At 41.0% G+C, this 13770-nt stretch carries 9 protein-coding genes and 2 tRNA genes; 6 read left to right on the top strand and 5 right to left on the bottom strand.

The window, feature by feature from the left end; all coding sequences use genetic code 11:
- Positions 1-23: 23 nt before the first annotated feature.
- Positions 24-98: transfer RNA gene (locus Q0058_RS09150), tRNA-Pro, on the bottom strand.
- 10 nt (positions 99-108) lie between these two features.
- Positions 109-195, bottom strand: a tRNA-Ser gene (locus Q0058_RS09145).
- 300 nt (positions 196-495) lie between these two features.
- On the opposite strand from Q0058_RS09145, the gene Q0058_RS09140 reads away from it, so the two are divergent.
- Positions 496-1674, top strand: a complete 1179-nt coding sequence (locus tag Q0058_RS09140; protein WP_298223114.1) for an acetyl-CoA C-acyltransferase — start codon at positions 496-498, stop codon at positions 1672-1674.
- A gap of 171 nt (positions 1675-1845) precedes the next feature.
- Positions 1846-2607 carry a C40 family peptidase gene (locus Q0058_RS09135; RefSeq protein ID WP_298223112.1) on the top strand — a complete coding sequence of 254 codons (762 nt, stop codon included), beginning with the start codon at positions 1846-1848 and terminating at the stop codon, positions 2605-2607.
- A 54-nt stretch (positions 2608-2661) separates the two neighbouring features.
- Here the strand turns inward: Q0058_RS09135 and Q0058_RS09130 are convergent, their stop codons facing one another.
- Positions 2662-3945, bottom strand: a complete 1284-nt coding sequence (locus Q0058_RS09130) for a tetratricopeptide repeat protein (RefSeq protein WP_298223110.1) — start codon at positions 3943-3945, stop codon at positions 2662-2664.
- Positions 3946-3964: 19 nt separating this feature from the next.
- The gene (gene gyrA, locus Q0058_RS09125) at positions 3965-6589 is read right to left on the bottom strand and encodes a DNA gyrase subunit A (RefSeq protein WP_298223108.1); all 2625 of its coding nucleotides are present in this window, start codon (positions 6587-6589) and stop codon (positions 3965-3967) included.
- Positions 6590-6850: 261 nt separating this feature from the next.
- On the opposite strand from gyrA, the gene Q0058_RS09120 reads away from it, so the two are divergent.
- The 4 genes from Q0058_RS09120 (at position 6851) to Q0058_RS09105 (ending at position 12240) form a co-directional block, all read left to right on the top strand.
- Positions 6851-9394, top strand: coding sequence for an ATP-dependent Clp protease ATP-binding subunit (locus Q0058_RS09120; protein ID WP_298223106.1), 2544 nt, complete (start codon positions 6851-6853; stop codon positions 9392-9394).
- A gap of 77 nt (positions 9395-9471) precedes the next feature.
- Positions 9472-10848, top strand: a complete 1377-nt coding sequence (gene rimK / locus Q0058_RS09115; protein ID WP_298223105.1) for a 30S ribosomal protein S6--L-glutamate ligase — start codon at positions 9472-9474, stop codon at positions 10846-10848.
- 40 nt (positions 10849-10888) lie between these two features.
- Complete coding sequence (locus tag Q0058_RS09110) at positions 10889-11704, top strand: class I SAM-dependent methyltransferase (protein WP_298223103.1); 816 nt, start codon at positions 10889-10891, stop codon at positions 11702-11704.
- A complete protein-coding gene (locus Q0058_RS09105; protein ID WP_298223101.1) occupies positions 11704-12240 on the top strand; it encodes a YetF domain-containing protein in 537 nt (178 codons plus the stop codon). The genes Q0058_RS09110 and Q0058_RS09105 overlap by 1 nt, the downstream gene beginning before the upstream one ends.
- Here the strand turns inward: Q0058_RS09105 and hutH are convergent, their stop codons facing one another.
- A complete protein-coding gene (gene hutH, locus Q0058_RS09100; protein WP_298223099.1) occupies positions 12241-13749 on the bottom strand; it encodes a histidine ammonia-lyase in 1509 nt (502 codons plus the stop codon).
- Between the last annotated feature and the right edge of the window lie 21 nt (positions 13750-13770).

Raw genomic sequence — 13770 nt, 5'->3', positions numbered from 1 at the left:
ACTGCGCAGAAGGAATTTGTTTGTCGGGGTGGCAGGATTCGAACCTGCGGCCTCCTGCTCCCAAAGCAGGCGCGATAACCGGGCTACGCTACACCCCGAGGCATTGTGCGGAGAGTAAGGGATTCGAACCCTTGGTACAGTTTCCCATACGCATGTTTAGCAAACATGTCCTTTCGGCCACTCAGGCAACTCTCCAAACTTAAAGAACGTGTGATCATTTAAGCGGTTGCAAATGTAACTTTCTATTCTATATTTTACAAATTATTCCGCACGTTTTTTTTGAGGTAAAATTAAAATCGTTAACAATCAAATGTATAGCCTTTTCAAATGATTCATGAAAGGTTAATTTTTTAAAATAAAGAATCTAAATCTATTTTAAAAACGAAATTTTTTAGGGCTTTTCACCACGTTTCGGCATAATAATATCAAAAATGTAATTTACTATTTCTTGAAAATGATTAAATTCGCAACCAAATAAATAAACCATACCTCGTCATGAATAAAAAAGTAGTTATCGTTTCAGCAGCAAGAACTCCGATTGGAAGTTTTATGGGTTCCTTATCAACAGTATCAGCGCCGCATTTGGGTGCCGCTGCCATTAAAGGCGCATTGGCAAAAATCAATCTGGATCCGAATCTGGTCGATGAAGTGATTATGGGTAATGTAGTGCAAGCGGGTGTCGGACAAGCACCAGCGCGTCAAGCTGCTTTATATGCAGGATTGCCTAATACTGTGATTGCTACTACCGTAAACAAAGTTTGTGCTTCAGGAATGAAAGCGGTGATGCAAGGCGCTCAAGCGATTATGTCCGGTGATGCTGAAATCGTAGTGGCTGGCGGTATGGAAAATATGAGCATGATCCCACATTATACGCAATTGAGAAACGGCGTGAAATTCGGACCGACCACTATGGTTGACGGAATGCAACGCGATGGCTTGCAAGACGCTTATGACAATAATGCTATGGGCGTTTCTGCGGACTTATGTGCTGCGGAATATAAAATCACAAGAGAACAACAGGATGCGTTCGCGATTCAATCGTATGAACGTTCAGCAAAAGCCTGGGAAGCCGGAAAATTTGACAACGAAGTCGTTCCTGTTGCCGTGCCTCAACGTCGTGGTGAACCGATTATGATTACTAAAGATGAAGAATACACGAATGTAAAACTCGATAAAATTCCAGCTTTGAGTGCTGTGTTTACGAAAGAAGGAACCGTTACCGCGGCGAATGCTTCAACTATTAATGATGGTGCGGGCGCGGTGATTTTGATGAGTGAAGAAAAAGCCCAAGCTATGGGATTAAAACCATTAGCGACTATAGTAAGTTATGCTGATGCTGCTCAGGAACCTAAATGGTTTACGACAGCTCCGGCAAAAGCTTTACCAAAAGCTTTAGACAAAGCAGGATTGAAATTGAGCGATGTTGATTTCTTTGAATTCAATGAAGCGTTTGCAGTAGTTGGTTTGGCGAATGCACAAATCTTAGGATTGGACAATGATAAGGTGAATGTAAATGGTGGCGCAGTTTCTTTAGGGCATCCACTGGGTTGTTCGGGTGTGAGAATCATCATTACTTTGATTAATGTATTGGAACAAAACAATGCAAAAATTGGTGCGGCGGCGATTTGTAATGGTGGCGGCGGTGCTTCGGCGATTGTGATTGAAAGAAATTAAAAAGTTATTTTGAGTTATAAATTTTGAATTTTAAATGGGTATTTGTGTAAAACGTTATGCCCTAGCCCTGATAGCAGCGACAGCCCGGAACGTAGTGAGGACTATAGCGGATAGCAGGTTCCCGGCTCCTAAAGAATCAAAATTCATCATTCAAAATTTAAAATAGTATAGATGTTTGGAATCTGTAATTTAGCCATTATTCCTTTGCGCGCCGAGTCTAATGACCGGAGTGAGATTGTTTCCCAAGTTTTATTTGGGGAGCATTTCGAGGTGCTGGAAGCTTTCAAACAATGGGCTAAAATACGGTTGCAGTATGATGGTTATGAAGGCTGGATTGACTCCAAACAGTTTCAACCGATTACCAAAGACCAATACGATCAACTTAGTGCCGATGCGATTATCTTGAATTCTGATTTGGTTGAATACATTACTTCTCCTAACAATTTGTTGATGCCGATTCCGCTCGGCGCATCTTTGTCATTCTTGAATCATTCGGATATTAATGTGTCGGGATTTGATTTTGAAGGCATGCGCATCAGTGGTGTGAAACCTAAATCAAACCTGATCAATACGTCGTTTATGTATTTAAACGCGCCGTATTTGTGGGGAGGAAAAACGCCTTTTGGGATTGACTGTTCTGGTTTTACACAGATGGTTTATAAACTCAATGGTTATCATTTGTTGCGCGATGCTTCTCAACAGGCTACGGAAGGCGAAGCTTTAAGTTTTATTGAAGAAAGCGAACCCGGTGATTTGGCGTTTTTTGACAATGAAGAAGGGAAAATCATTCATGTTGGAATCATCATGGACGACAATTACATCATCCATTCGAGTGGCAAAGTGAGGATTGACCGTTTGGATCATTTGGGAATTTACAACGCCGAGACCAACAGGCATACGCACAAACTTCGAGTAATTAAGAAGATGATTTAAATAAAAAAGCCTGTCATGATGGACAGGCTTTTTCTTTATAAGCTATTGGGGAATTTATTTTCCCATTTTGGCTTTTAGTGCTTTTTTCTTGTCAGTCATTTCTAACGCACCGTATACGTTGAGTAGCGTGGTGGCTACGTCTTCATTCTTAGAATCAAGTTCGTAAGCTTTTTCTAAATAAGGAAGCGCACCATTGAACATATCGGTTCTTTGTTTTTTCAATACTTCATAGCGCTTGTTATCTTTTTCAGAAGTGCCCAATTTGTTCATCTCCTCGATGATTTTTTTGTCTGCATCGAGTTTTAATATGGCTAAATTGAGATACGCACTCGTGTAATCAGGTTTGATTTCAATGGCTCTTTTATAATATTTTTCGGCTTCTACAGCATCTGTCTTTCCTGCAATTACCCCAAGATTGTAGACCAAATCCGCATCATTAGGATTTTTTGCCAACACATCAGTGATTAATTTTTTGTAGGTCGCATAATCATTCAGCTCCAAATAGACATTGGCTTCCGTTAAGGTAATGGAAGTATCGTCTGGATTGGCTTCTCTGGCTTCCGCTAACGCTTTTTTAGCTTCTTCAATTTTGCCTTGTTGCACTAAAATCAAAGCGACGTTTTTATAGATTTCACCTCTTTTGGAAGGAACTTTCTCATCTCTTGGATTGGTGTACAATTTCAAACGGACTTTAGTGTCACGGTCTGTTTTGGCCGATGCATTCGAACCAAAAAACTCTTCCTGATCATTTATGGCATTTTTAGCATAATAACTTGTACCTTCTCCTGAATAATTCTGTTTCTTCAAGTCATCATATAATGCTAATGCTCTATCAAAATCCTGAGCATTTACTGAATAATTGGCTGCATAATACAGTTTTTCAACATCGGTTTTGTCAAGTTCGTAAGCCTGGTAAAGCAAATCGGAAGCTACCTTATAATTTTTGGCAGTTCCTGCATCGACCGCAGCATTAATTAGCTTATTTTTCATATCGACTAAGGCCGTTTTGGCATCAGCAGTATATTTAGATTTGCCCGAAGCTTTCTCAACATTCAAAACTTCCTGATAAGCTTTTGCAGCGGCAGAAAGGTTTTTGGATTCATCCACTTTTTTGTTGGCCAAATCAGCCAAAGCATTCCCTTTTACAAAATAGTATTGGGCTTTTTCGGCATCTGTAGCGCTTCCAATCGTAGATTCCGCTTGATTTAAAGTTGCGACAGCTTCAGCGGAATTTCCGTTTTTCATGGATTTTTCAGCAGCCTTAATCTGATCTTTTTGAGCAAAATTGCTAACTGATATCAGTAAGGCTGATGCGAGTATTACATATTTACTTTTCATTGAAATTATTTTTAATGGTTTATTCTTCGTTATCGTCGTCGGAATCTTCATCGATTTCCTCATCTTCTATTTCCAGGTCATCCTCATCGTCCTCGTCATCTGCGCCATCATCTTCAAGCACTTCGAGTACTGGTTTTACCCTTTCGATATTTGCAGCCGGGATGATTTCACCATTTTCGTCTAACATTGGTTCTTCTTCAGTAACATCGTCCTTCATTACTTTGGCAACCGCAGCAATCGAATCATTTCCTTTGATGTTGATCAGTTTTACGCCTTGAGTCGCTCTACCCATAACACGTAAATCTTCCACCGCCATTCTGATCGTTAATCCGGATTTGTTGATGATCATCAAATCATCATTGTCTGTAACAGCATTGATTGAAATAAGCTTACCGGTTTTCTCAGTGATGTTAAGGGTTTTGACTCCTTTTCCGCCACGATTCGTAATTCTGTATTCATCAAGGCTCGAACGTTTTCCATAACCGTTTTCAGCAACAACCAGGATTTCGCTGCTCATGTCGTTGACGGTCACCATTCCGATAACTTCATCGGTTTCGTCTTTTAAAGTGATGCCTCGAACACCTGAAGCAGTTCTTCCCATTGGACGGGTTTTGGTTTCTTCAAAACGTACTAACTTACCTGACTTCACGGCCATGATGATTTGGCTTTCACCGTTGGTTAATTGTGCGCCTAACAATTCGTCATCTTCTCTGATGGTAATAGCGGCGACACCGTTGACACGAGGTTTGGAATATTTCGCTAACGAAGTTTTCTTCACCTGTCCTTTTTTAGTCACCATGACCAAATTATGAGAATTGATGTATTCCTGATCTTTGAGGTCTTGGGTGCAGATGAAAGCTTTGACTTTATCGTCACTTTCGATATTGATTAAGTTCTGCAACGCTCTTCCTTTGGCGGTTTTGCTGCCTTCCGGGATTTCGTAGACGCGCATCCAGAAACATTTTCCTTTTTGCGTGAAGAACATCATATATTGGTGATTCGTCGCTACGAACATGTGTTCAAGGAAATCCTGATCGCGCGTTCCGGCGCTCTTCTGTCCTACTCCGCCTCTGTTTTGAGTTTTGTATTCCGTAAGATTGGTACGTTTGATGTAACCTGCGTGGGAAACTGTAATGACTACATTCTCATCGGCAATCAAATCTTCGATGCTGACGTCGCCGCCTGAATATTCAATCGTAGAACGACGCTCATCGCCGTATTTGTCTTTGATTTCAATCAATTCAGTTTTGATGAGTTCCATACGAAGTTCTTTGCTGGCCAACAAGGCTTTCAATTCTTCAATCAATTTCATGATCTCTTCATACTCGGCTCTTAACTTGTCTTGCTCCAGACCGGTCAATTGACGCAGACGCATTTCAACAATCGCTCTTGACTGGATGTCAGAAAGTTTGAAGCGCTCCATCAATTTTTCACGGGCTTCTTCTGTATTTTTCGAGCCACGAATCAAAGCAATCACTTCATCGATATTATCAGAAGCGATGATCAGACCTTCTAAGATGTGCGCTCTTTCTTCTGCTTTACGTAAATCAAATTGCGTTCTGCGAACCACAACATCATGACGGTGCTCTACAAAATAGTGAATCAAATCTTTCAAATTCAACATTTGCGGACGGCCTTTAACCAGTGCAATGTTGTTGACACTGAAAGACGATTGCAATTGTGTGAATTTGTATAACGTATTTAAAACGACATTCGCAACCGCGTCACGTTTTAGGATGTAAACGATACGCATACCGTTTCTGTCTGATTCGTCACGGATGTTCGCGATACCGTCTATTTTTTTGTCATTGACCAAATCAGCGGTTTTCTTAATCATTTCCGCTTTATTGACTTGGTATGGAATTTCAGTCACGATGATCGATTCTCTGCCATCAACTTCTTCGAAGCTAATTTTAGCACGCATCACGATTCTTCCACGACCGGTTTTGAAAGCTTCTTTGACGCCTTCGTAACCATAGATCACACCTCCTGTTGGGAAATCCGGTGCTTTGATATGGTTGATTAATTCATCAATTTCAATGTCATTATTATCTATGTAAGCTAAAGTTCCGTTGATGACTTCCGTCAGGTTGTGCGGCGCCATATTGGTCGCCATACCTACTGCAATTCCGGAAGCCCCGTTGATCAGCAAGTTAGGCACACGCGTCGGCATTACTTTAGGCTCGTATAAAGTATCGTCAAAATTCAATTGGAAATCGACGGTTTCTTTGTCTATGTCTGCCATTATGTCTTCCGACATCTTTTTCATTCTCGCTTCGGTGTAACGCATTGCAGCCGGGCTGTCGCCATCGACCGAACCGAAGTTTCCTTGTCCGTCAATCAATAAATAACGTAAACTCCACTCCTGCGCCATACGGACCATGGCATCATACACAGACGTATCGCCGTGTGGGTGGTATTTACCTAAAACTTCTCCGACAATTCTCGCGGATTTTTTGTGAGCTCTATTTGAAAAAACTCCTAAATCATACATTCCATAAAGTACTCTACGATGTACAGGTTTCAAGCCGTCTCTAACATCGGGAAGTGCTCTTGATACGATTACCGACATCGAATAGTCGATGTACGCTGATTTCATTTCATCTTCGATGTTAATAGGGATTAACTTTTCTCCGTCAGACATATACTAGTTATTTTAAAAATTATTTTGTTTAAAAAAATCCTGCTAATATAACCTTTCTCGGATATTTTTCGTACATAAATAAGCGGAAATTTCCCCGATTTATTAACAAAATGAGCGCGATTTTCAGTTGATAAGTTAATTTCAGGAGCCTGTTTTTTTTTAAATATTTTTTGTCTATTAGCTGACAGTAGATTGACGAGGAATAGTTTTTGAAATAGCGACGGAGATTCATTAAATTTACACTACCAAACCTTAATAAATATGGATGATAATTTTTCACCAAGAGTCAAAGATGTAATTACCTATAGTAAAGAAGAAGCCTTGCGTTTAGGCCACGACTTTATTGGTACAGAACATCTTATGCTGGGGATTTTAAGAGATGGGAACGGCAAAGCGATTACGATTTTAAACAATCTGTCGATAGATTTAGACCATTTGCGCAGAAAAGTAGAGATACTAAGCCCCGCCAATCCAAACGTTGTCGTGAGCAACGAAAAGAAGAACCTGCACCTTACAAGACAGGCTGAACGCGCTTTAAAAACTACATTTCTGGAAGCGAAAGTATTCCAAAGCACTTCAATCAGTACTGCACACTTGCTGCTTTGCATTTTAAGAAACGAAAACGACCCAACAACCAAGCTATTGAATAAGCTCAAAATTGATTATGATGTAGCTAAAGAACAGTACCTCAATATGACACCAAACGAAGATAATTTTTTAGAAAACTTGCCTAAAAACGAGTCGTTCAATGACGATTCAGGACAAGATGACAGTTTAAAGGAAAGCAACTTTAACAATCCTGCCAACAAATCGAATAAGAAATCTAAAACTCCGGTTTTGGATAATTTCGGCAGGGATTTGACCGAAATGGCCGAAGAAGGAAAATTAGACCCTGTCGTAGGTCGTGAAAAAGAAATCGAAAGGGTTTCCCAAATCTTAAGCCGACGTAAAAAAAACAATCCTTTATTGATTGGAGAACCTGGTGTTGGTAAATCTGCCATCGCTGAAGGTTTGGCTTTGCGTATTACGCAGAAAAAAGTTTCAAGAATCCTATTCAACAAAAGAGTGGTGACGCTTGATTTGGCTAGCCTTGTTGCCGGAACCAAATACAGAGGACAGTTTGAAGAACGTATGAAAGCGGTCATGAACGAACTCGAGAAAAACGACGACATCATCCTTTTCATTGACGAGATTCATACGATTGTGGGTGCTGGTGGCGCAACAGGTTCACTAGATGCATCAAATATGTTTAAACCGGCGTTAGCGCGTGGTGAAATACAATGTATCGGAGCAACGACTTTGGATGAATACCGTCAATACATTGAAAAAGATGGTGCGCTAGAAAGACGTTTCCAAAAAATCATCGTGGAGCCTACTTCCGTTGAAGAAACCATTACGATTCTGAACAACATCAAAAACAAATACGAAGACCATCATAATGTCACTTATACACAGGAAGCAATTGAAGCTTGCGTGAAATTGACGAACCGTTATATGTCGGAACGATTCCTTCCGGACAAAGCGATTGATGCTTTAGACGAAGCCGGATCACGTGTTCACATCACCAACATTGAAGTTCCGAAACAGATTTTAGAATTGGAACGTCAGTTGGAAGAAGTGCGTGAATCTAAAAATTCAGTCGTCAAAAAACAGAAATACGAGGAAGCCGCCAAACTTCGCGATGATGAAAAACGCATCGAAAAAGATTTGGCCATCGCTCAGGAACAATGGGAAGAAGATTCCAAAAGCAACCGTATTGTGGTAACAGAAGACAATGTTGCTGACGTGGTTTCAATGATGACCGGAATTCCTGTAAATCGTATTGCGCAAACGGAAAGCAATAAATTAGCTAAACTTCCGGAACTTATTGAAGGTAAAGTTATTGGGCAAAAAGATGCCGTGTTAAAAATCGCACGTTCCATCCAAAGAAACCGCGCCGGATTGAAAGATCCGAACAAGCCGATTGGTTCGTTTATATTCTTAGGTCAAACCGGAGTTGGTAAAACACAATTGGCGAAAGTTTTAGCCAAAGAACTATTCGATTCTGAAGATGCTTTAATCCGTATCGACATGAGCGAATACATGGAGAAATTCTCAATTTCAAGATTAGTCGGCGCACCTCCAGGATACGTAGGTTATGAAGAAGGCGGACAACTTACTGAAAAAGTCAGAAGAAAACCTTACTGTGTCGTATTATTAGATGAGATCGAAAAAGCGCATCCTGATGTTTTCAATATGTTATTGCAGGTCTTGGATGACGGTTATTTAACCGATAGTTTAGGCCGTAAAATCGATTTCAAGAATACGATTGTGATTATGACTTCGAATGTCGGAGCCCGTCAACTCAAAGATTTCGGTCAGGGTGTTGGTTTCGGAACCGCTGCGAAAACTGCTCAGGCGGATGAAAATTCAAAAAGCATCATTGAAAACGCCTTGAAGAAAACCTTCGCGCCAGAATTCTTAAACAGAATTGACGACGTCATCGTGTTCAACGCACTTGAAAAAGAACACATCGATTTAATCATCGAAATCGAACTGAAAAAACTATATGCCCGAGTAGCTGAATTAGGCTATCAATTGAACCTTTCCGACAAAGCCAAAGCGTTTATCGCAGAGAAAGGTTTCGACCGTCAATTCGGCGCAAGACCTCTGAAAAGAGCGATCCAGAAATATGTTGAAGATACTCTAGCCGAAGAAATCATCACTTCAAAAATTGGTGCTGGCGACGAGATTTTCATGGATATCGAAGAAGGCGCGCAAGAACTTACCGTGAAAGTCCAAAAAGCAGAGAAACCTGCTAAGTAATATTTTTTATTAGCCACGACATTTCGAATTTCATTGCAAAATAAGATTCGAATTCTCGTGGCTAAAATTTTTAATTCATGTCACAAAACAAATTCATCTTCGGAAGTGAAGAATGGTTTTCTTTCCCGGATTTAGGCATCCCAACCATCAAAGCGCGTGTTGATTCCGGAGCCAAAACATCAGCATTGCATGCGATCAACATCACTCCTTTCCTCAAAGATGGCGCGAATTGGGTGAAGTTTGACATCAATCCGATTCAGAACAATTTAAAAACCGTATTGCATTGCGAAGCACCACTTGTTGACAAACGCATAGTCAAAAGCTCGAGTGGTTTCAGAGAACAGCGTTATGTAATACAAACCACTTTAGATATCGGCACGGACAGCTGGCCTATTGAAATGACCTTAACCAACCGCGATTCGATGGGTTTCAGAATGCTGTTGGGCCGTGAAGCCATGAGTGGCCGTGTGTTGGTCGATCCGGAGCAGATTTATATGTTAGGCCAATCCACTACTGACAATCTCAAAGAAATATATAAGGATGCTGAAAAAGCGGATTCAGGATTAAGGATCGGAGTTTTAGCCAGTAACCCTGAACTATACAGCAACAAACGCATTATGGAAGCCGGTGAAATGCGCGGCCATGAAATGCATTTTTTGAGCATCAAGGAATGCTACATGAAACTAGATGCGACGAAACCGCAGATTCACTATCGCGGCGGAAAAATCCTCAACGAATTTGATGCTATAATTCCTAGAATCAGGCCGAGTATCACTTTTTATGGCTGTGCTTTGACGCGCCAGTTTGAAGCATTAAAGGTGTATTGTTTGAATTCGTCTACAGCCATTACCCAATCGAGAGACAAACTATTTTCTTTACAATTGCTATTAAATCACGGCATAGAAATCCCTACAACCGGTTTCGCCAATTCCCCATTGGATACCGATGATCTGATTAAAATGGTTGGCGGTCCGCCGCTGATTGTAAAATTACTCGAAGGAACGCAAGGTAAAGGCGTGGTTATCGCCGAAACCAAAAAAGCGGCAGAAAGCGTCATCAATGCTTTTAAAAGCCTCAATGCTAATATTCTCGTACAAGAATTTATCAAAGAAGCCAACGGAAAAGACATCCGTTGTTTTGTGATTGATGGTAAAGTCGTTGCTGCGATTCAGCGTGAAGCTTTGCCTGGTGAGTTTAGAGCCAACATTCATTTGGGTGGAACGGCCTCAATCATCAAACCTACAGCTGAAGAGAAAAGGATTGCCATCAAAGCCGCCAAAGCAATGGATTTAAAAGTGGCCGGCGTCGATATCATACGATCTTCGAAAGGGCCATTATTGCTCGAAGTGAATTCTTCACCCGGTTTGGAAGGAATCGAAAATGCCACCAACAAAGACATTGCCGGGGAAATGATTAAAGCCATTGAGAAAAATTTTAAACTCAATAAAAACTGAAACTCACTATATTTGCAATCAATATCAGCATACAAACTCCATGAAAAGCACCGAGGAAATATTAGAAATCAATAAGAAACAAAAGGAATTCTACAATTCCAATGAAGCTGGCAAAACCAATTTTATTTCTACGCTTTGGTCTAAATTCCGCAACGGCGCCTTGAGTGATTTCAGAAAAAAATTCGACATCAAAGACCGCGTTTATGACGAGCATAAAATATGGCTCGGCGACATGAGCGATAAGAAAATACTTGATTTGGGTTGCCTACGTGGCAATGCTTTATCACTGTATATGGCTGAAAACGCCAAAGAATACATAGGAATTGATTTGAGCGATGTGGCGATTGCAAGCCTTCAACAACGCATCGAAAAGCAAAACTGCAAAAACGCTCAAGCCATAGCCGTCGACTTCTTTTCTCCGGAATTCCACCACACCAACTTCGATATCATATACGCTTACGGGGTGTTGCATCATTTTGAAAATTTCGATTTGTTGGTTTCCAGACTACAAGAAAAATTAAGTCCGAACGGAATCATCATTGCTTACGATCCGCTCGAGACGAGTTTTCCGATTAAAGTGCTACGCGCGATTTATCGCCCATTCCAAACCGATAAAGACTGGGAATGGCCGTTTACAAAATCGGTGCTGACTAAAATCGACAACAACTTTAAGATCGAACAGATCCGCGGCGTTTTGGGCCAAAGCAAATACGGCGTGCTGCTCAATTTATTGCCTTTGAACGACGCTTACAAATCGAGAGTGATTGCCAAAATGGTTGAAAAAGATTGGGGCATCACACAACTCAAGGAAATCTATTCCTGCATGCACGTGACGATGTTACTCCGCAAAATATAATGGACTTCTTCCCTGTCATAGAAAATCCTTACTTTGACGTGATGTTGCGGAGCGTCGCGGTTTACTTCTTTATGATTATTGCGCTACGGATTTTTGGCAAAAAAGAACTTTCGCAACTCAACACTGCTGACATTATTTTGATTTTACTGATCAGTAATTCCGTTCAGAATGCGATGGTCGGCAGCAATACTTCATTAACCAGCGGCATTATAGCGGCTTCTGCCCTTTTTGTGATCAATTTGATTTTTAAAAGGGTGATGCTCAAATCAAATTTTATCAAAAGCCTGGTTCAGGACAAACCTGAAATCCTCATCCACGATGGCATTATTGATTTTAAGACTTTGGCGAGGTTGGGTATTTCTTCTGAAGAACTCGAAGAAGCGGTGCGCGAACACGGCGTGGACCATTATCGCGACGTAAGATTGGCGATGTTTGAAATTGATGGCAACATCAGTGTGATTTCAGGAAATGACAATCTAAAACAATCCCATCATAAAAGGAAAGTTCACAAAACATTGGGAAATTTGAATAATTAATTATTCGAAGATACTTTCGTCGAGGATAAAACTGTTCAAAAACGCTACGGAGTTTTCAATATCATAATGTAAAATTCTGTCTTCTTTGACCAACGGTACTTCGCTTCGATACGATTTCAAAAACAACTCTATAAACTCACTTGATTTTAGTGGATTTCTGAACGCAATCGCTTGTGAGGCATTCATGAGTTCTATCGCTAAGACACGTTCAAGATTGTTCATGATGCGCAAACATTTCGTAGCGGCATTGGCGCCCATGCTTACGTGATCTTCTTGTCCATTGGAAGAAACAATACTATCGACACTCGCCGGCGTAGCCAATTGTTTGTTTTGACTGACGATGCTCGCGGCCGTATATTGTGGAATCATAAACCCTGAATTCAATCCAGGATTATCGACCAAAAATGCTGGCAATCCGCGCAATCCAGAAATCAACTGGTAAGTTCTTCTTTCTGAAATGCTTCCCAATTCGGCTAAAGCGATTCCAAGGAAATCCAACGCCAAAGCTAAAGGTTGTCCGTGAAAATTACCACCCGAAATGATCACATCGCTTTCAATGAAAACATTTGGGTTGTCGGTTACTGAATTGACTTCGGTCTTGAATACTTTCTTAGCATAATCCAATGCGTCTTTTGAAGCGCCGTGCACTTGCGGAATACAACGGAACGAATAAGGATCTTGCACTTGTACTTTGTCCTGCGCAATGATTTGGCTGCCTTCTAGAAATTCCAGAATACGTTTTGCTGTTACAATTTGCCCTTTGTGCGGACGGATATAATGAATCAGTTCGTTGAACGGTTCTTTTCTGCCATCGAAACCTTCGAGTGAAATCGTCGCAATCAAATCGGCAAGCCAAGAGAATTTCAATGCTTTTATTAAAATATGAACGCCGTAAGCACTCATGAATTGCGTGCCGTTGAGCAACGCCAAACCTTCTTTGGATTGTAACGTGATGGCTTCCCAGCCGAATTGTTTCAACACTTTACTCGCATGAACTTTTTCGCCCTGAAACCAAACTTCGCCTTCGCCCAAAAGCGGCAGACACAAATGCGCCAACGGAGCCAAATCGCCCGAAGCGCCCAATGAACCTTGCTCATATACCACCGGCAAAACATCGTGGTTGTAAAAATCAACCAAACGCTCGACAGTTACTAATTGAACACCGGAATAACCATAAGCCAACGACTGGATTTTCAACAACAGCATCAGTTTGACAATTTCCTGGGGCACATAATCACCAGTACCACAAGCATGTGATTTCACAAGATTCTCCTGAAGCTGTGACAAATTTTCGTTAGAAATCTTCACATTGCACAACGAGCCAAAACCCGTGTTGATGCCATAAATCGGTTCTTCATGCGATTGCATTTTCTGGTCGAGATATTCGCGGCATTTCTGGATGTTGATTTTCGCTTCCTCAGAAAGTGACAAAGTGAAATTCTGACTGATAATCTGCTGAATGTTTTCTAGTGAAAGTACATCGGAAGTGATGTAATGTATGTTGTCCATGTGGCTGTCTGATTGAGTTTT

Source organism: Flavobacterium sp. (assembly GCF_027484705.1).
In the GTDB taxonomy this organism is placed as follows: Bacteria; Bacteroidota; Bacteroidia; order Flavobacteriales; family Flavobacteriaceae; genus Flavobacterium.
This window is presented reverse-complemented; position numbering and strand designations above follow the sequence as displayed.